12 protein-coding genes, 2 tRNA genes and 1 pseudogene are annotated in these 20,599 nt (G+C 58.0%); 11 read left to right on the plus strand and 4 right to left on the minus strand.

The genetic code is table 11. The features are described from left to right. Positions 1–2: 2 nt before the first annotated feature. A complete protein-coding gene (locus NF347_RS11270; RefSeq protein WP_107035073.1) occupies positions 3–2,189 on the minus strand; it encodes a beta-N-acetylhexosaminidase in 2,187 nt (728 codons plus the stop codon). 264 nt (positions 2,190–2,453) lie between these two features. On the opposite strand from NF347_RS11270, the pseudogene NF347_RS11275 reads away from it, so the two are divergent. From NF347_RS11275 to NF347_RS11285, 3 genes and pseudogenes are all read left to right on the plus strand, one after another. Then, positions 2,454–3,128: pseudogene (locus NF347_RS11275) on the plus strand (succinate dehydrogenase cytochrome b subunit); the annotation flags it as partial. A gap of 237 nt (positions 3,129–3,365) precedes the next feature. After that, positions 3,366–5,351 carry a fumarate reductase/succinate dehydrogenase flavoprotein subunit gene (locus NF347_RS11280; protein ID WP_107035072.1) on the plus strand — a complete coding sequence of 662 codons (1,986 nt, stop codon included), beginning with the start codon at positions 3,366–3,368 and terminating at the stop codon, positions 5,349–5,351. Between the two features lie 27 nt (positions 5,352–5,378). Next, a complete protein-coding gene (locus tag NF347_RS11285; RefSeq protein ID WP_107034956.1) occupies positions 5,379–6,134 on the plus strand; it encodes a succinate dehydrogenase/fumarate reductase iron-sulfur subunit in 756 nt (251 codons plus the stop codon). A gap of 145 nt (positions 6,135–6,279) precedes the next feature. On the opposite strand, the gene NF347_RS11290 is transcribed toward NF347_RS11285, so the two are convergent. From NF347_RS11290 to NF347_RS11300, 3 genes are all read right to left on the minus strand, one after another. After that, positions 6,280–6,801 carry a PepSY-like domain-containing protein gene (locus NF347_RS11290; protein ID WP_107034955.1) on the minus strand — a complete coding sequence of 174 codons (522 nt, stop codon included), beginning with the start codon at positions 6,799–6,801 and terminating at the stop codon, positions 6,280–6,282. A 66-nt stretch (positions 6,802–6,867) separates the two neighbouring features. Next, positions 6,868–10,218: a transcription-repair coupling factor gene (gene mfd / locus NF347_RS11295; RefSeq protein WP_370585878.1), complete on the minus strand. Its 3,351-nt coding sequence runs from the start codon at positions 10,216–10,218 to the stop codon at positions 6,868–6,870. Next, on the minus strand, positions 10,215–11,882 hold the full coding sequence (locus NF347_RS11300; RefSeq protein ID WP_107034954.1) for a S41 family peptidase: 1,668 nt from the start codon (positions 11,880–11,882) through the stop codon (positions 10,215–10,217). Before NF347_RS11300 ends, mfd begins: the two co-directional genes overlap by 4 nt. A 211-nt stretch (positions 11,883–12,093) precedes the next feature. Between NF347_RS11300 and NF347_RS11305 the strand changes: the two genes are divergently transcribed. The 8 genes from NF347_RS11305 to NF347_RS11340 all read left to right on the plus strand — a co-directional run bounded on the left by NF347_RS11305 (position 12,094) and on the right by NF347_RS11340 (position 20,548). Further along, positions 12,094–13,932 carry an alpha-1,3-galactosidase-related protein gene (locus tag NF347_RS11305; protein ID WP_406627020.1) on the plus strand — a complete coding sequence of 613 codons (1,839 nt, stop codon included), beginning with the start codon at positions 12,094–12,096 and terminating at the stop codon, positions 13,930–13,932. 193 nt (positions 13,933–14,125) lie between these two features. Continuing rightward, positions 14,126–14,202 (plus strand) — tRNA-Asn (locus NF347_RS11310). A 14-nt stretch (positions 14,203–14,216) separates the two neighbouring features. Beyond that, positions 14,217–14,293 (plus strand) — tRNA-Asn (locus NF347_RS11315). A 147-nt stretch (positions 14,294–14,440) separates the two neighbouring features. Further along, complete coding sequence (locus NF347_RS11320; RefSeq protein ID WP_370364835.1) at positions 14,441–15,382, plus strand: serine O-acetyltransferase; 942 nt, start codon at positions 14,441–14,443, stop codon at positions 15,380–15,382. Positions 15,383–15,568: 186 nt separating this feature from the next. Further along, the gene (locus NF347_RS11325; RefSeq protein WP_107035068.1) at positions 15,569–17,161 is read left to right on the plus strand and encodes a THUMP domain-containing class I SAM-dependent RNA methyltransferase; all 1,593 of its coding nucleotides are present in this window, start codon (positions 15,569–15,571) and stop codon (positions 17,159–17,161) included. Between the two features lie 95 nt (positions 17,162–17,256). Further along, a complete protein-coding gene (gene purD / locus NF347_RS11330) occupies positions 17,257–18,546 on the plus strand; it encodes a phosphoribosylamine--glycine ligase (RefSeq protein ID WP_107681623.1) in 1,290 nt (429 codons plus the stop codon). After that, positions 18,543–19,532, plus strand: a complete 990-nt coding sequence (locus NF347_RS11335; RefSeq protein ID WP_161553837.1) for a hypothetical protein — start codon at positions 18,543–18,545, stop codon at positions 19,530–19,532. Before purD ends, NF347_RS11335 begins: the two co-directional genes overlap by 4 nt. Next, positions 19,511–20,548, plus strand: a complete 1,038-nt coding sequence (locus NF347_RS11340; protein ID WP_161553836.1) for a 4-phosphoerythronate dehydrogenase — start codon at positions 19,511–19,513, stop codon at positions 20,546–20,548. The genes NF347_RS11335 and NF347_RS11340 overlap by 22 nt, the downstream gene beginning before the upstream one ends. The last annotated feature ends 51 nt before the right edge of the window (positions 20,549–20,599 follow it).

The raw sequence follows: 20,599 nt of genomic DNA on the forward strand, positions 1-20,599 counted from the left end.
GATCAGAGCTTACGGATAAACACTAGACCGGAAGTTTCGTTGGATCCGACACCGTTGCGCTCCACCACGACTGTAAACGGAGTGCCGGCTTCGAACGCATCGACATCAAACCGGTAGGTGGCCGTCTGTCCGGGCTTGACAGTATAGTCGCCATCGACATCAGCGAGTTGCTCGTCGCGCTTCATGAGCTTCAGGCGTCCGAAGTGTATGTCGCCTCCCTTTTCAGGGATAAAAGTAATTTCATACGATCCGTTGCCCGAGATCTTGCCTATGACGTCGATGTTCCATGGCGTGGCGACGGTCTGCACCTGAAGCGGCTGCCACTGCCCCGCTATGGCTCCATAGCGTTCGTAACGCGAATAATCCGGGGCGAAGTATGTCGGAAGCGACACCCTGCGTCCATGGACCGTGACAGCGTGGAAATCGGATCTGGAGGGCGCTACCACCTTGCCGCCTTTATAAAGCGCTGAATGGACGGTGGGATACGTGCCGTCGGTGGTATAGCGGATCTCGCTCCCCTCGATCGACGGCTCCAGCACAAACTCCCACTCACCCGAGGGGAGCTCCTTCATGGAGGTTATCGACGGTTCCGGCACACGATAGGCAGCGCCCATGGCGTCGAGGCGACCAAAATGTGTCATGACCCTGCGGCGGAAATCGGGCCACGAACGGCGGCTTTCCTTATCCCATGCCACCTCGGCCACTGCGAGCAGTCGCGGGAAGGTGAGATAGTCGACATAGGCCTCCGAACGGTTTTCGTCGAGCTGCGGCAGTTCCTGAAGCACTGTGCCGTGAATAAACTGATCGCTCCACAGGCATCCCTGCACGCCGATCACCGACGAGCTGTCGGAATAGTCGTTGACAGGCATCGAATAGGCCTTTTCGAGCGATATCGGCGGCATCCATCCGGCAGCCTTTATCTCGCCGGGAGTGGAGCTTTCGGGGAAATCGAGATACATGTGTGTGGCCGGAGTCAGAATAGCCTGATGACCTTTGGAGGAAGCGAACACCGAATCGGCCACATTGTGCCATATCAGCGCCACAACAGGGGTCGACACATCGCCCCGGGTGATGATTTCCTCCCATCCTATGACCGTACGTCCGCGGTCGGCCATCATGCGCGCCACCGTATCGGTCAGCCATCCCTGCAGCTCCGAAGCCTTCGACAACCCCTCGCGCTTGAGCAGCGCCTGACAGTCGGGACACTCCTTCCAGCGGTCGTAGACAGCCTCGTCGCCACCTATGTTGATGTACTTGGATGGGAACAGCTCGACGGTTTCATCGAGTATGTCGAAGAGGAACTTCATGGAACTTTCCTTGCCCACGCAAAGAAGATCGCGACTGATGAAATGCTGACGCGGCAGCTCATGCTGCAGACCTGTGCACGACAGCCACGGATAGGCTACTACAGCCGACAGTATGTGAGCCGGGAACTCTATCTCGGGAATAATCTCGACGTTGCGTAGCCGACCATACTCTATGATGTCGCGGATCTGATCCTGAGTGTAATATCCTCCGAGGCGCGACGGACCCGTTCCGGCGTATGCGCCCACTTCCGTCAGACGCGGATATTTCTTACTCTCCATGCGCCATCCCGAATCGTCGATCATGTGGAACTGCAGCTTGTTGAGCTTATACATCGCCATCATGTCGATATAATGCTTCACATAATCGACATCGTGGAAATAGCGCGCCACATCAAGCATCATTCCGCGCCACGGGCGCTCGGGAGCGTCGAAGATGCTCACACATGGAGCGTTCCACTCCACGTTTCTTGCCGGACGGTCGGAATGTATCTGCTCCGGGAAGAGCTGCAGCAATGTCTGCAATCCGTAGAACAGGCCTCCCCTGTCGGCGCCGACCACAGTGATGCGCTTGCGCCCCACCTCCAGACGATAGCCCTCCGATGCGCCTACTGCGGCGCTGTCGATGCTGAGCGCGATAGCGGCCTTGGACGTACCGGCCACGACCGGCAGTTCATATCCGGTCGACTGCAACAGGATGCTGTCGAGATACATGGCATACTCTTCAAGGCCTTCGGCATAGCCGATGGATGTCTTTGAGGTAAGTGTGAACTGTCCGTCATGCTCCTCTACCGATACCGGACGCGGCACGACGTTGACAGCGGCTCCTGCGGCAAATACGCCGAGCGCCACTGCGGCTGCTGCGATGAAATTGCGTAGTGTCATCTGTGTGTTGAAATGATGTGATTGACTGGTCATGCACCGGGAAACAAAATCCACGTGCTTCTTGTTTCCGCAAAATTACCAAATAATATTGTTGGAGAGTCCAAATATTTTTGCAGGAATGGTTAATTTCGCTTAATTTTGCACTTGCACCGGTTTTATCTACTGATAATGCATAGGAAAATCAAGATAAAACACGGTCAAACGACAAATGCCAGGCTACTGAAAATCCATCATAAAATCAAATAATTAAATTACACTTTCATTATGTGGTTAACCAACTCATCTATAGGAAGGAAGCTCGTGATGTCAATCACCGGAGCCTGCCTTATCCTATTCGTTACGTTTCACGCACTGATGAACGGCGTGGCGCTCTTCTGGCCTCAAGCCTATGACATGATCTGCGCCTTCCTGGGTGCCAACTGGTATGCTCTGGTTGCATCAATGGGTCTCGCAGCTCTCTTCATCATCCACATCTGCTACGCGCTCTGGCTCACCGTCCAGAACCGCAAGGCTCGCGGTGCCGACCGCTATCAGGTAAACGGCAGCCAGCCTCAGGTAGAGTGGTCGTCGAAGAACATGCTCGTCCTGGGCATCGTGGTGCTCGCTTTCCTGGCCGTTCACCTGATCCAGTTCTGGGCCAAGATGCAGCTCGCCGAGATCATCCACTGCGAGTATGTCCATGACGGCGTTGCCGTTCCTCCCGCTGCCGGCAGCCTGTTCCTCCACATCGCTTTCAGCCAGATCTGGACTCCGATCGTCTACATCATCGGCTTCGTGGCTCTCTGGTTCCACATGAACCACGGCTTCTGGTCAATGTTCCAGACCTGCGGATGGAACAACGACATCTGGATCAAACGCCTCAAATGCATCGGTCTCTGGTGGAGCTCCATCGTTGTGGCTCTCTTCATCGCCCAGGCCATAGTGTTCACCGTTCGCGCCAACTCCACCTCGTTTGACGAAGCCTGCCGCGACTACGCCACCAGCGTGGTATGCCCGGAGGCAGCCGTTTCTCAGGAAGCCGTGTGCATCATCCACACCGACTGCGACGGCCACACCGACTGCGAGGGTCACGGCCATCACACGGAGTGCGTAAAGTAATATCAGAATAAACATCACAACGTCACAAATATGGCAGATATCAAAAGCGTAGAGGGCATGATCGACTCTACACCCATAATGAAGGATTACGCCGACATCGAGTCCTCCAAGCTCCCCGAATATCAGATAGACTCCAAGATACCCGAGGGTCCCATAGCCGACAAGTGGACCAACTACAAGGCCCACCAGAAGCTCGTAAATCCCGCCAACAAACGCAATCTCGACGTGATCGTGGTGGGCACCGGCCTCGCCGGCGCTTCAGCAGCCTCGACACTTGCCGAGCTGGGCTTCAACGTATATAACTTCTGCATTCAGGACAGCCCGCGTCGCGCTCACTCGATCGCCGCACAGGGCGGTATCAATGCAGCCAAAGACTATCAGAACGACGGCGACTCCGTCTACCGCCTCTTCTATGACACCGTAAAGGGCGGCGACTTCCGTTCGCGCGAGGCCAACGTGTACCGTCTGGCTGAAGTGTCGAACAACATCATCGACCAGTGCGTGCAGCAGGGTGTGCCTTTCGCCCGCGAATACGGCGGTCTGCTGGCCAACCGCTCCTTCGGCGGCGCCCAGGTGAGCCGTACATTCTACGCCAAGGGTCAGACCGGACAGCAGCTGCTGCTCGGCGCCTACGCGTCGCTCAACCGCCAGATCGAGAAGGGTCAGGTGCGCTCGTTCAACCGTCGTGAGATGCTCGACGTCGTAATAATCGACGGACGCGCCCGCGGCATCATCGTGCGCAACCTCGTCACCGGCGAACTGGAGCGCTACGCCGCCCACGCCGTGGTGCTCGCCACCGGCGGCTACGGACGCACATTCTTCCTCTCCACCAACGCCATGGGCTGCAACGGCTCTGCCGCCATCCAGGCATTCCGCAAAGGCGCCTACCTCTCCAACCTCGCCTTCACACAGATCCACCCCACCTGCATACCCGTGCACGGCGAAGACCAGTCGAAGCTCACCCTCATGAGCGAATCGCTCCGCAATGACGGCCGCATATGGGTGCCCAAGAAGAAAGAGGACGCCGAGGCTATCCGCGCCGGCAAGAAAAAACCGACCGACATACCCGACGAAGACCGCGACTTCTATCTGGAGCGCCGCTATCCGGCCTTCGGCAACCTCTGCCCCCGCGACATCGCCAGCCGTGCCGCCAAGGAACGCTGCGACGCCGGCTTCGGCGTAGGTACGGGCAACGCCGTATATCTCGACTTCAAGTATGCCATCGAGCGTCTGGGAGCCGACGTGGTGCGTGACCGCTATGGCAACCTCTTCGACATGTATCAGATGATCTCCGACGACAACCCCTACGAAACTCCGATGATGATCTTCCCCGCCTCGCACTACACCATGGGCGGCATCTGGGTGGACTACGAGCTGCAGACCTCCGTCAAGGGTCTCTTCGCCATCGGCGAATGCAACTTCTCCGACCACGGCGCCAACCGCCTCGGAGCATCGGCTCTCATGCAGGGACTCGCCGACGGATACTTCGTGCTCCCCTACACTCTCCAGAACTATCTGAGCGACCAGATCAAGGTGAGCCGCTCGACATTCGACACCAAGCATCCCGAATTTGACGAAGCCGAGAAGGGCGTACGCGACCGTATAGCGCGCCTCATGGCCATCAAGGGCACCAAGAGCCCCGACCAGATCCACAAGCGTCTGGGTCACATCATGTGGGATCTCGTGGGCATGGGACGCACACTCCAGAGCCTCGTGAAAGCGATCGAGGAGCTCAAGGAGGTGCGCAAGGAGTTCTACACCGACCTCCGCATCGTGGGCAGCGCCGACGACCTCAACACCGAGCTTGAGAAGGCTCTCCGTCTGGAGGACTTTCTTGTGATGGCCCGCATGATGGCAATCGACGCTCTGCACCGCAACGAATCGTGCGGCGCACACTTCCGCGAAGAGTATCAGACCGCCGACGGCGAAGCCAAGCGCGACGACGAACACTACATGTACGTCAGCTGCTGGAAATACACCGGCGACGACGAGAAGCCCATCCTTCTCAAAGAGCCCCTCAAATATGAGGCCATCCAGGTTCAGACCCGCAACTACAAGTCGTAAAAACGTCAAGAAAAAAGCAACACAGAAATGGAAAATACTATAAGCGTAAATCTGAAAGTTTGGCGTCAGCGCGGTCCGAAGGAACCCGGCCAGTTCGTCAACTATCACCTCGACAACGTGTCGACAGGCAGCAGCTTCCTTGAAATGCTCGATATGCTCAACCAGAAGCTCGTGGAGCAGAACGAGGAGCCGGTGGTGTTTGACAACGACTGCCGCGAAGGCATCTGCGGCATGTGCTCGCTCTACATCAACGGTCATCCCCACGGCCCAGTGCAGGGCATCACCACATGCCAGCTCCACATGCGTAAGTTCCACGATGGAGAGACCATCACCATCGAGCCGTGGCGCTCGGCGGCCTTCCCCGTGATCCGCGACCTTACCGTCAACCGTAACGCGTTCGACCAGATCCAGCAGGCCGGCGGCTACGTTTCGTTCAACTGCGGCGGTGCTCCCGACGCCAACGCCACCCCGATCTCGAAAGAGGTTGCCGACGTGGCCATGGACTCCGCTACCTGCATCGGCTGCGGTGCATGCGTTGCAGCGTGCAAAAACGGCTCGGCAATGCTGTTCGTATCGGCCAAGGTGAGCCAGTTTGCCCTCCTGCCCCAGGGTCAGGTAGAGCGCAAGCGTCGCGCCCGCGCCATGGTCAGGAAGATGGATGAGCTCGGCTTCGGCAACTGCACCAACACTGGAGCCTGCGCCGCCGAGTGCCCCAAGAACATACCTCTGAGCAACATCGCCCGTCTTAACCGCGAGTTCATCAAAGCAAAGTGCGCCGACTGACGCCGCACTTTGCATCCAATCAATAACGACGACTGCCGCCCTCGATCAGAGAGCGGCAGTCGCTGTTTTCATACCATTTCGCCGGACATCCGCTCCCCGGCATCGGGAAGCGATCTCACTGACGAGATCCCCGGGCTATGTCATATCAGTTGCCCGCAGGAGGCAATATGGGCTGCGGAAGCACGAAGTCGGGATAGACATCGGTGTCGACCGCCGTTGTGCCGCGCAGAGCGCCGTCGGGCATATAGAGCAGGTAGACATCGGGCTGTCCGGGAGTCTCCATCTCCACACGATAGAAGCTCTCCGAGCGGCGCTCGTAATAGTCGATATCGTCGACCGTCCAGTCGCGGAAATCGCCACCGGCTATGGCATTGGCCACCGGCTGCGGCAGACGCGCTATATCGCGTCCGTAGTCATACTCGGTCATGACCCACTGGTTTGACACATCAAACCATACGTCGGCATCGATACCGTCGATACGTCCTTCGGCCACGCTCCAAGACTTCACTTTTTCCCAGCCTGTCACCTTCATGGCGGGGTATTTAGTCGACAGAGCCTGCTTCAGCTCCGCGTCGGGCGAGAGATTGTCGTCATCGTTGTCGCTGCAGGCCGCAAGCGGCGTCATAGCCAACACTACCAGTGCGGCAGTTACAAATTTTCTGATCATGAATCTATATATTAATTGGAAACAAATTCGGTCACGATATTATAACATCCACGACATCACCGAAGTTCACGCCGACGGCACCGGATCAAGCTTCATCATGGCATCGAATATAGATACGGCAGCCTCCACCGACGGCACACGCGATATCACGAAGCTACGCTTGCCCTGACGATCGCGTATCTGACATCGCGCCACATTGGCCTGGAACCAGGAGAGAATGCGGCCGAATGCCACCGACTCGTAGTAGGCTCTGTTGGTGTCGTCGACAAAATGAATATACATGGAACCCTGCTTCAGAACCACCTTCTCCACACCGAGGCGACGTGCCATGCGGCGCAGTCGGGGGATGCGCAGCAGCTCGCGCGCCACAGGCGGAATCTCGCCGAAACGGTCGCGCAGACGCTCTTCAAAAGCGTCGAGATCGCTCTCGCGCTCTATGCTGTCGAGTTCCTGGTAAAGCGATATTCGTTCGCTCTCCTGCGGCACGTAGGATGCAGGCAGGAGCAGCTCCATATCGCTCTCTATGGCACAGTCGGCCACAAAATCCTGCTGATCCTCGGGGGTGTCGGCCATTACATCGGCAAACTCCTCGGTGCGAAGTTCAGTCACGGCCTCCTTGAGTATCTTCTGATATGTTTCGTAACCGAGATCGGCTATAAATCCGCTCTGTTCCGCGCCCAGCAGATTGCCGGCCCCGCGTATGTCAAGATCCTGCATGGCGATATGTATTCCCGAACCAAGTTCGCTGAAGCTTTCTATGGCCTGCAGCCGGCGGCGCGCTGTCGGCGACAGCGGCACCGACGAAGGCACAAACATGTAGCAGAACGCCTTGCGCGAACTTCGGCCCACACGGCCACGCAGCTGATGAAGCTCCGAAAGTCCGAAACAGTGCGCGTTGTTTATGATAATGGTGTTGACATTAGGCATGTCGACTCCGCTCTCTATGATTGTGGTGGAGAGCAGCACGTCGAAATCGTGGTTGCCGAAGTCGATTATGGCTTTTTCAAGCTTTTCGGGGGGCATCTGTCCGTGGGCCACTATGGTGCGGGCATCGGGCACAAGCCTCTGTATCATCCGTTCGAGATCGTATAGTCCCTCGATACGATGGTTGACAATAAACACCTGACCGTTGCGCGACATCTCGAAGTTGACAGCTTCAAGAAGAGTGTCGTCGGTAAGCGCGCTGACCGTCGTGACAATCGGATAGCGGTTGGGGGGAGGGGTGGTGATAGCCGACAGGTCACGGGCACCCATCAGCGAGAACTGCAGCGTGCGGGGTATAGGGGTGGCACTCATGGTGAGGGTGTCGACATTGGTCTTCATCTGCTTGAGCTTCTCCTTGACGGCCACTCCGAACTTCTGCTCCTCGTCGACGATCAGAAGTCCGAGATCCTTGAATTTAACCGATTTGGATATCAGCTTGTGGGTGCCGATCAGAATATCGATCTTGCCCGCAGCCAGATCGGCCAGTATCTCCTTTACCTGCTTGGCGCTCCTCGCTCTCGACATATATTCGACCCTGACGGGAAAATCTTTAAGCCGCTGACGGAACGTATTGTAGTGCTGATAAGCCAGTACGGTCGTAGGCACCAGCACGGCGGTCTGCTTCGAGTCGCCGGCCGCCTTGAAGGCCGCACGCATCGCCACCTCGGTCTTGCCGAATCCGACATCGCCGCATATCAGGCGGTCCATAGGCCTGTCGCTCTCCATATCGGCCTTCACGGCCTGCGTGGCGGTCAGCTGGTCGGGAGTATCCTCGTAGATAAACGACGCCTCAAGCTCGCGCTGCAGATACGAGTCGGGCGAGAAGCTGAATCCTTTCTCCTGCCGTCGGGCGGCATACAGGCGTATGAGATCGCGGGCGATATCCTTGAGTTTCTCCTTGGTGCGCTCCTTGACGCGGTTCCATGCGCCGGTACCGAGCTTGTTGATCTTCGGCTCTATGCCCTCCTTGCCACGATACTTGGCGAGCTTGTGGAGCGAATGTATCGAAACGAATATCGTATCGCCTCCGGCATACACGAGCTTTATCATCTCCTGCACGTGGCCTCCCACCTCAGTGCGGAGCAGTCCGGCGAATCGCCCCACACCATGATCCACGTGCACTATATAGTCGCCCGGCTCAATGGCGCTAAGTTCCTTCAGCGACAGAGCGAGCTTGCCTGAACGGGCACGGTCGCTCTTCAGACTGTATTTATGGAAACGGTCGAAAATCTGGTGGTCGGTAAACACGCACAGCTTCAGACGGTGATCGACAAATCCGGCATGTATGGCCGTGCCGACCGGCGTAAAGGGTATATCGTCGCCCCTGTCGGCAAATATGGCCTTGAGGCGATCGATCTGCTTCGGGCTGTCGGAGAGGATGCATATAGAGTAGCCGTCGGCCAGAAAATGGCTGAGCGACTCGGATATGATGTCGAAATTCTTGTGGTAGACACCCTGCGGGGTGCAACCGAAGTCGATGGACGCCTTCAGCTCCTTTCCTTCGGGCATGGCAGCGGCCGAGAAGAGCAGCCGGGCGAATCCGACGAACGCTTTGGCGAACGCCTCCGGATCGACCACCTTCTGCATGGCGTCGGCATCGCCCTCGTCGGCGAGAAGCGAGCTTTGCGAGAAGCTTTCGTTGCTGACCGCCTCGATGCGCTGAAGAGTGTAAGCTGCGTCGCGCACCGCTATGAGCGTGTCGGCCGGGATGAAGTCGAGCAGCGACTCTCCACGTGCCGACGACGCGACGTTGGCAGTAACGGCCACAGACGCTACCTGCTGCTCGGAGAGCTGTGTCTCGGTGTTGAACGTTCGTATGGAGTCGATCTCGTCGCCGAAGAAGTCAAGGCGATAAGGCATCTCGTAGCTGTAGCCGAAAATATCGAGTATTGAGCCGCGTATGGCGAACTGCCCCGGCTCGTAGACGTAGTCGACCTCCTGAAAACCATTGTCGCGCAGCCATCGGGCGGTGTCGGTCATCGGCGCCACCGATCCGCGGGCGAGCCTGAGGGTGAGCGTATCGACATCGGACCGCGACGCCACTTTTTCGGCCATAGCCTCGGGATAGGTCACCACAAAACGCAGCGACTTGTCGGAATGCCATCGGTTGAGCGCCTCGGTGCGAAGTATCTCGGAGGGCGGATCGACCTGTCCGTACTTGATCGAACGCTTGTAGGCCGAGGGGAACATAAGCACCGCATCATCGCCCAGTATGCGCGACAGGTCGTGGTAGAGATATCCCGCGTCGTCGAGCGAGTCGCCCACCACCATGACCGGATGCTTGCGCGCCGGCATTGCGGCGAGCATCATGGCCGGAGCCGAGCCTGCGAGGCCATAGACATGAGCCTCATCGGAAGCGGCCAGCGCCGCCTTCAGCGCCTTTGAGCGCTCGGCGGTCATAAACCGCGCGCACAGATCGGCGATTCCGCTCATTTTCCGGCCGGCTTAAGGATCTCCTCTACCCGTCCGGGGGTGGCGAGCACACTGCGTACACTGTCGATCCCGGGATCGAAGCGCAGGCTGGAAGCTATGCGTCCCGGCTCCTGACAGTAGCGTTCCACTATCTCACGCACAAGAAGCGGCTCTATGGCCTTGCGGTGGGTATCGAGATCGGCCGAAAGCGAGTGCTTGAGCATCTTTTCGAGCACGGCAAACTGTGCGTTGAGGGAATCGCCCTCATAACCCTCGATTTTGGCAGCCTGGCGCAGCCGGTCGAGCATCATCTCGCAGACGCGGTCGTAGCGGAACCGTTCGGGATCAATCGACCGCTTGAAATCCTCATATACCGAGTCGGTGATGGTGAACGTGGATACATCGGGCATCTCATCGGGATGCTCGGCATAATATCTGTTGGCGAAATCAAACGCCCAGAAACCGCTGACAATATTGTAGGTCAGACGACTTGCCTCGGGATAGTCCACCTTGACATCGGGAGTGATACCACCGCCGTCGCGCACTATCCGGCCGCCGGACGTGCGGAACTCGTTGGTAAGGCTGTCGGGGATGCGCGTGACGCGTCCCTCTTCGTCACGGTGACTGTAGTCGATGGCCTGTATGAGCCGTCCGGAGGGGATATAGTATCGGGCCATTGTCACCTTCAGCGATCCCTCGTAGGGGATGTCGCGCGTGATCTGCACAAGTCCCTTGCCATACGACCTGTCGCCGACCACGACCGCACGGTCGAGATCCTGCAGCGCTCCGGCAGTGATCTCGGCTGCCGAAGCGCTCTCGCCGTCAATGAGTATGGCCAGCGGCACTTTGGTGTCGAGTGCGGCGCCGGTGGTCTTGTAGACCTTCTCATTGAGGACTCCTCGGCCGCGAGTACGGAGCACTTCCGTGCCCTTCGGCACGAAATTGCCGACCACCTTCACTGCGCTTTCGACCAACCCGCCCGGATTGCCGCGCAGATCAAGCACTATGGAGCGTGCGCCGTCGTCGAGCAGCGAAGAGAGCGCCTTGCGCACCTCGTCGCCGGTAGTTTCGGAGTATGATGTAAGACTTATGTAGCCCACCTTGTCGTCGCCCTGAAGCATTCCGAAATAGGGCACCGAGGGTATGCGTATCTTCTCCCTGACCATATCCACCTCGATCACCGAATCAGCTCCCGCGTAGGGACGCCGCAGACTGACGTGAAGCTTCGTGCCCGGATCACCTTTGAGCCGTGCCGAAACCTCGGTGTGTGTCTTTCCGAGCATCGTATCACCGTCGATGGCCACGATCAGATCGCCGTGGCGCAGTCCGGCGCGGAATGCCGGAGTGTCGCGATGTGGGCCGGATATATACACATTGCCGTTGCGCTGCATGATATACGATCCGATCCCGCCGAACTCTCCGGTGCTCATTGATCGGAATTCCTCGGTTTCGTTCTTGGGCATATACACCGTATAGGGATCGAGTTCGGCCAGCATGGCGTTGATGGCGGTAGTCACCGCCTTGTCGGCGTCGATGGTGTCGACATAGAATGTCTGCATCTCCTTGAACACCGAGCTGAAAATATCGAGGTTGCGGCTTATGCTGTTTTTCTTGCTGCGGGTGCCGGCGGCCGCACAGATCGTCGCAGCGATCACTATCGTCACTACTTGAAGCAGTTTCTTCATCGTGGAAGGTGGTTATGTGGTTGATTTCAAAATCGAAGAGCGAAATTACAACAATTACAACACTCTCGCAAACCCTCCGGTTTAATTTTTCATAACTCCGTGATCATGGCTATAATTAGCCGGATTTTCAGAAAAACCCGCCGGTAAGTCTTTCAGATTTCGCCGACTATGCTTATTTTTGCATCATATACACCAAACACAACACCATCGGATGAAAATCAGACTGAAACAATTAGCGCGCCGCATGGCAGCCCTGACCATAGCGACCGCCATAGCCACGGCCACAGCCGGAGCCGAAACCATTGTCGACATGACATCATACGGACTGCGCCCCGACACGCGCGGCAACATGTCGCCGCGACTGACCAAAGCGCTTGCCGACATCAGCCGCCGCTACAAGGGCAAGGGAGCCGTCACGCTGAAATTCGCCCCTGGACGGTACAGTTTTCATCCTAAAGGGAGTCACGCCAAAGAGCTGTATATATCCAACCACGACCAGACCAATCCAAAGCAGGTGGCATTCTGGATCGAGGGGATCGACAGCCTGCTTATCGACGGCAACGGCGCCGACTTCATATTCCACGGCACGATGCTCCCTGTAGCCGTCAGCGGTTCGACCCACGTGACTCTGCGCGACTTCCATATCGACTTCGAGAATCCCCACATAGCGCAGGCCACCATAGTGAAATCGGACTCCACCGGCATAGAGTTCGAGGTAGCTCCGTGGGTAAAAGCCGGGCACGACAAAAACGGATTCTTCACCACCGGCGAAGGATGGACCGAACGCCAGCGCAGCGGGATAGCTTTCGAGCCGGAGACCCGACGCGTAGTGTATCGCACGGCCGACCTGTATCTGCCGCTCGACAGTGTGGTCCCGACCGGACCGCGCCGCTATTTCGCTCCCCGATGGCGCAACCGGGCCATGCTTCCCGGCATGATTGTGGCAATGCGCTCATGGGCCCGCCCCACACCGGGAATATTTCTGGCCGACTGCACCGACATCCGCATTTCCAACGTCAAAGTGCATTACGCCCAGGGCATGGGACTGCTCGCACAGATGTGCCGCGACATAACGCTTGAAGGCTTTGAGGTGGCACTGCGCGGCGACAGCGATCCGCGCTACTTCACCACTCAGGCCGACGCCACCCACTTCTCGGGGTGCAAAGGTCATATCAGTTCCACCGGAGGCCTCTATGAAGGCATGATGGATGACGCCATCAACGTACACGGCACATATCTCAAAGTCGTAGGCCGCGAGGGAGCGCGCACGCTCCGCGCACGCTATATGCACGGCCAGAGCTACGGATTCCGATGGGGCGAGCCGGGCGACACCGTGCAACCCATCGACGCACCTGTGATGGAACCCTACGGCAATCCGCTCGTCATAGCCTCGATCCGACCGGCCGACACACCGGATATCGCCGGCGTCAAGGATTTTGACATCACCTTCACCACCGACATAGACACCGCTATCACCGCCGCCGGCGGACGATTCGGCCTGGAGAACCTGACATGGAGCCCGAGCGTGACTTTCGCCGACAACACCGTGCGCAACAACCGCGCCCGCGGCAGTCTATTCTCCACTCCGCGCCGCGTAGTGGCCGAGCGCAACCTCTTCGACCACACATCGGGCACCGCCATACTTCTATGCGGCGACTGCATGGGGTGGTATGAAACCGGAGCCTGCCGCGACGTCACCATCCGCAACAACCGGTTTATCAACGCCCTCACGAGCCTATATCAGTTTACGGAGGCCGTCATATCAATCTACCCCGAGATCCATCGGCTTCAGGATCAGAAAGGATATTTCCACGGAGGCAAGAGCTATCCCGGCATCGTGATCGAGGACAACACATTCGACACATTCGACGCCCCTCTGCTCTACGCCAAATCGACCGACGGACTCATTTTCCGCCGCAACACTATAACCCACAATGCCGACTACGCGCCTTTCCACCACAACCGGTTTGCAATAAAACTGCAACACTGCCGATCAGTGGAAATAACCGACAACTCCGCCCCGTCGACACTGTCGATGATAGTTGAATAATCCGACGCACAACACACAAATCCCTGTGCCGACACCGCTTAGAGATTGTCTAAATTTGTCGGCACAGGGATTTTTCAATATCCTCAAAAACAACCGGATGTGATTTTTTTTGATAAAATACGCTCCAATGCTTGCATATTTCATCCAAACGACGTAATTTTGCAGCACAATTCCTTTGGGACTAAAACATAATGCTTCAATAGCTCAGTTGGTTAGAGCACCTGACTGTTAATCAGGGGGTCGTTGGTTCAAGCCCATCTTGAAGCGCCAAAAACAACAAACAAGCTTCAGTAGCTCAGTTGGTTAGAGCACCTGACTGTTAATCAGGGGGTCGTTGGTTCAAGCCCATCCTGAAGCGCCAAAGATAGAAAAAGCAAGAATTGGGACACTCCTGGTGCGTGATGTATCGGGAGTTTTTTTATTTCCACGGCATCCCACCCCGAATGAGAACATTTCTGCCGCCGCAGCCGTTAACCCACAGTCAACCATCCCTCCACACAACAGCAACATGAGCAGACAGCAACCCATCACAAAAGATCACGACACGGCCGACATGATCGGCACGACCGTAAGCAGTCTGGCAGCCGCCGAAACACTTCCGGGAGTGTGCCACACACGACTGCAGGGAGAGCCACTGCCCAACCACGACGACACACGCCGTATCGTCGAGCTGTGCCGCCATCTGTTCTTCCCCGGCTTCTACGCCAACAGCCAGGTGAGACGCGACAATCTGCTCTACCATATAGGCATAGCGGTAGATCAGCTGCGCAGCATACTCTCCCGCCAGATCACCGCCGGCCTATGCTTCGAAACCGAATGCGGCACACCGCCTGACATGAAGGAAACCGCCGCGCGCGCCGAACGTCTCACCATGCAGTTCATAGAGCAGCTGCCCCACATGCGCACTCTTCTGGCAGCCGACGCCGAGGCCACCTATCGCGGCGATCCAGCGGCCAACTCCACCGAAGAGGTGATATTCAGCTATCCCGGACTGCGCGCACTCACCTGCCACCGCATAGCCCACGCGCTTCATAAGCTCGGAGTGCCGGTGATCCCACGCATGATCAGCGAGCTTGCCCACAGCGAGACAGGGATCGACCTGCACCCAGGCGCAACAATAGGCCCGGGACTGATGATAGACCACGGCACAGGAGTGGTGGTCGGCGCCACATCGATAATAGGCGAAAACGTGAAGATCTATCAGGGTGTGACGCTCGGCGCACGATCGTTTGCACGCGACGCCGACAACAATCCCGTCAAAGGAGTGCCGCGCCATCCGACAGTAGGGCGCGATGTGGTGATCTACGCCAATACCACGATACTCGGCCGTATAACCATAGGCGACGGCGCCGTGATCGGCGGCAACCTGTGGGTGACCTTCGATGTAGCTCCCGGCGAACGACTCGTGCAATCCTCCCCCACCAATATCGTGCGACTCCCCGCAGAATAATCGGATAATAATCCGACACGCTTTTCTTTGACAGATGAAGCGGAATCGCTAACTTTGCACCACGACTGCGGCCATACAGCCCGACGGCTCCGCTATGCCGCAGCACGCAACGTCACATCCAATCCAAACAACCGACACACCCCATCTGACATTATGTACTCAACCGACGAATGCAGAGAGTTTGAAATGGTGGCCAAGACCTTCAAGGGTCTTGAAGAAGTGCTTGCCGAAGAGCTTCGCGGCCTCGGCGCCAAGAATGTCGAACCCGGACGCCGCATGGTATCGTTCGAGGGCGACCTCGCCATGCTCTACCGCGCCAACATGTGCTGCCGCACAGCGCTGCGCATACTCAAGCCCATATACAAGTTCACGGCTTCCGATCCCGACACGCTCTATTCCATGGTCAAGGAATTTGACTGGACCAAAGTGCTGTCGCTCGACAAGACCTTTGCCATCGACACCACGGCCTATTCCGACGAGTTCACTCACTCGCGCTTCGTCACCTACCGTGTGAAGGACGCCATAGTCGACTATTTCAAGGACCGTTTCGGCCCCGACAAACGCCCCGGCGTAAGACTGCAGGACGCCGACGTGCTCATCAACGTCCACATATCGGGCGAACGCGTCACACTGTCGCTCGACTCATCGGGCGAATCGCTCCATAAACGCGGCTACCGCGTGGAGCAGACCGAAGCCCCGATCAACGAAGTGCTTGCCGCCGGCATCATTCTCAAAAGCGGATGGCGCGGCGACTGCCCTCTTGTCGATCCGATGTGCGGATCGGGCACTTTCCTGATCGAAGGCGCCATGATCGCCGCCGGCATCATGCCGGGCATCTACCGCAAGCGTTTCGCGTTTGAGGCGTGGCCCGATTTCGACGCCGACCTATTCGACAGCATCTACAACGACGAATCGTCGGAACGCGAGCCGTCGTGCCGCATCATAGGCGCCGACATCTCGCCCAAAGCGATAGCCATAGCGCGCGCCAACATCAAGCAGGCCGGAGTAGGCCGATATATAGATCTGGAGGTAAAGGCCATCAAGGACTGGACCGAAGCTCCGGCCGACGGCATACTCGTGACCAACCCGCCTTACGGCGAGCGCATCGTCACCGACGACATGGATCGGCTATACCGCGAGATCGGCTCTGCGCTCAAACATGTGTTTACCGGCTATCACGCATGGATCATAGCCCTGCGCGAAGAGCATTTCAACGCCATCGGACTATCGCCGTCGGTGAAAGAGGAGGTGTTTAACGGCGCTCTCGAATGCCAGCTCCGCGAATACGTGATATTTGACGGCGACTACAACTCGTTCCGCCGTCAGGGCGGCTCCATACGCCACTCAAAAGACGCCGACGACGCCACACGCGAGAACAAGCGTGAGCGCAAAGGTCCGCGACGCATGAGCGATGACGAATGGCGCTCCGAAGCCCGGCGCAAAGGCTTCGGAGGCAAAGAACGGCGGACTAAGTCGGACCGCTATGCCCCCAAAAGCGGCCGGTTTGCCGAGAAGCCCGGACGCCGCGACGACAAGCGCCGTCAGGATTCAAGCGAACGTTTCGACCGCAGAGACCGTCAGGGACGTCATCGCGACGACGAACGCCACGAATCCGCTCCCCGCGAGAATCAGGAGAATCCGCTGGCACGCCGCCGCAACCCCGAAGCCCTGAAGTCGATCACCGGACGAGGCCCCTCCCTGCCTCCGCAGCATGGCGAGAACGTAGTGATGCGCAGCCGCAGAGGCTGGCGCAACAGCAGCAACGACAGCGACAAGTAAGAGATTATCTAAGAGATTGTTTGTTTTTAACACGAAGAAGATCGCCTAAGACCTGATCAGCAACGAATCAAACCACTCCACATACCCTTTTTGACATGAAAGTAATTTTGCTCGGAAGCGGTGGTCGCGAATCGGCCCTCGCATGGAAAATGAAGCAGAGCCCGCTGCTCGAGAAACTCTATATAGCGCCCGGCAACGGCGGAACCGATGCTTTCGGAACCAATGTAGCCATATCGCCGACCGACTTCGAGGCTCTGGCCGAATTTGTCGACCGCGAAGGGATAGATCTCATAGTGGCCGGCAACGAGGATCCGCTTGTGGCGGGTCTGGCCGACTTTTTCAAGGCCAAGGGCGGCCCTGCCGTATGCGGTCCCTGCCGCGCCGGCGCAGCGCTCGAAGGGAGCAAGGATTTTGCCAAGCGTTTCATGGAGGCCAACGGCATACCCACCGCCTGCTACCGTTCTTTCACCGCCGACACTATCGAAGAGGGCTACCGTTTTCTGGAAGAGCTGAAAGCACCCTACGTGCTCAAGGCCGACGGCCTCGCCGCCGGCAAGGGAGTGCTGATACTGCCGACGCTCGACGAAGCCAAGGAATCGCTCCGCGAGATGCTTTCGGGCATGTTCGGCAAATCATCCGCCACGGTTGTGATCGAAGAGTTCCTTTCGGGCATCGAATGCTCCGTATTCGTTCTCACCGACGGCCATGGCGGCTACCGCGTGCTTCCGGTGGCAAAGGACTATAAACGCATCGGTGAAGGGGACACCGGACTTAATACCGGAGGCATGGGCGCCGTAAGCCCCGTGCCGTTTGCCGACGACACATTCATGGAGAAGGTGCGCACCCGCATAATACTCCCCACCCTTGACGGCCTCAAGCGCGAAGGGATAGACTATCGCGGCTTCATATTCCTCGGACTGATCTCAGTGGAGGGCGAGCCGATGGTGATAGAGTACAACGTCAGAATGGGTGATCCCGAGACAGAGGCTGTGATGCTCCGCGTCGATTCGGATCTGCTGCAGCTCATGAACGCCGCAGCCCATGGCGATCTCGGCGATCTCGAACTGAAAGAGAACCCGCAGACAGCCGTGACCGTAATGATGGTATCTGGCGGCTATCCCGGATCATATCCCAAAGGCAAGGAGATCACCGGCCTCGACACCGTAAGCGACAGCATCGCTTTCCATGCCGGCACAAGCCGCGGTGATGACGGACGCCTTGTCACCTCCGGTGGCCGCGTAATATCGGTCAGCTCTCTCGGCTCGGACATAGCCGAAGCCCTCGACCGCAGCTACCGATCGATCGCAGGCATAGACTTCGAAGGGAAATATTCGCGCCGCGACATAGGCCGCGACCTGATGAAGCTCCAAGGTATCGAGAAGTGACCCGTCCGGAGCAACGCCTTACCGACTTTCTGCGCTCGCGCGGATTCGCGTGGCTGCTCACAATGGTGGCCACTGCCGTGGCCTGCGTAAGTTTCATGCGCCCCATGCCGGACACTCCGGCCGACATGGGTCTGTGGCTTCCTTCGCCGGGGCTGTGGCTCTCCGACAGCCCGTCGACAAGCTTCGTCAGCGCCATAGCCGGAAGCATCGCCACCGCTCTGGCTATGGTGGCAGTGAACCGTGTATTCAATCTGCTGCGCACAGTTTCGGTGCTGTTCGCCGGTCTGTTCATGCTGCTTCAGAGCGCCACTCCGACCGAACTGACGCGTTTCAGCGGCGCGCCCCTGCTGGCCGTGGCCATGCTCATGTCAATGACCGCCCTATATGCGTCGTATCAGTCACGACACAATACCCGCAGGGTGTTTCTCATATTCATGACGATAACGACAGGGGCTATGTTTCAGTATGGTTTCATGCCGTATCTGATCGTCGCACTCATCGGTTGCTACCAGATGCGCCTGCTGAACCTGAAATGCATCCTTGCCGCTCTGACCGGCGTCGTGACCCCGCTGTGGTGCTGTCTGGCAGCAGGCATAATCGATCCGATGGCCATGCGTCTGCCTCCGATGCCCGATCCACACCTGTTTTTCAGCCTGCCGGTAGCTCCGAAACTCACCGTAGCCATCGGCGTCAGCCTGACCGCAGGCCTTGTGTGCGGCACACTCAATCTGATGAAAGTCATATCCATGAACGCCCGCACCCGCGCCATGCACGGCTTCCTTGCCGTCACAGGCATAGCAAGCGGAGTGCTATGCATCATGGATTTCAACAATGTAGTATTTTACGCAGGTCTGCTCAACGCGTGCACAGCCTTTCAGGTATCCTTCACCGTAAGGCTCTACGGCCATCGGCGCGCCTACATAGCCGTTATAGCGCTCACAGCAGCCTGTCTGTCGTGTATCTTATGGACTCTGACAACCACCTGAACGCCCGCCGCCCCGAAGTCATCATCGAGGCCAATATACCGTTTATCCGCGGCATCCTCGAACCTGTAGCCGACGTGAGCTATCTCGAACCGGAGCGATTCACGCCCGAGACGGTAGCCACAGCCGACGCCATCGTCACCCGCACCCGGGTGAAATGCTGCGAGGATCTGCTTGGAGAGAGCCGCGTCAGTTTCATAGCCTCGGCCACAATCGGTCTTGACCATGTGGATCTGCCTTGGTGCCGCAGCCATGGCATAACCGTGGTCAACGCCCCCGGCTGCAACGCCCCGGCCGTGGCACAGTACGTATTTGCCTCTCTACTTTCGCTTCCTGACTTCGGCCCGCTTGATGGGAAGACGCTCGGCGTGGTCGGCGTGGGCAACGTAGGCCGAATCGTTGCCGACTGGGGCGAACGGCTCGGGATGCGGGTGATGCGCTGCGACCCGCCACGCGCCCTCGCCGAAGGAGCGACAGGGTTCTCGTCCATCGAGGAGATCGCCGCCGAAGCCGATGCCATAACGTTCCACACCCCACTGACACGCACCGTCGACTGCCCCACATTCCATCTCTGCGACGACAGCCTGCTCGCCGGGATGACACACCGGCCGGTGATAATCAATTCCGCCCGCGGGCCGGTAGCCGACAACGAGGCACTTATCCGCGCACTGCGTGACAAGAGGATCAGCAATGTCGTGATCGACTGCTGGGAGAACGAGCCTGACATATCGCGCACACTGCTCGACATGGCCGCAGTGGCCACTCCGCACATAGCCGGATATTCACGCCAGGGCAAGATTCGCGCCACACAAATGGCGGTCGACGCCCTGACCGCACACTTCGGACTGCCGGCGACACAATGGAGCGAAAAAATGGCCGACGGCGCAAAAGCGACAATCAGCGCCGGCCTGATCGCTGCATCGTATGATCCTATGGCCGACACCGCCATGCTGCGCCGCGATCCGGCATCGTTCGAGCGACTTCGCAACCACTACCACCTGCGCGAAGAGCTGTCGTAAGCCAACGGCGACATCCGGGACAGGGCACAAACCGACTATTAACCAACGTGA

Origin of the sequence: Paramuribaculum intestinale (assembly GCF_030759015.1) — a bacterium.
GTDB classification, from domain to species: domain Bacteria; phylum Bacteroidota; class Bacteroidia; order Bacteroidales; family Muribaculaceae; genus Paramuribaculum; species Paramuribaculum intestinale.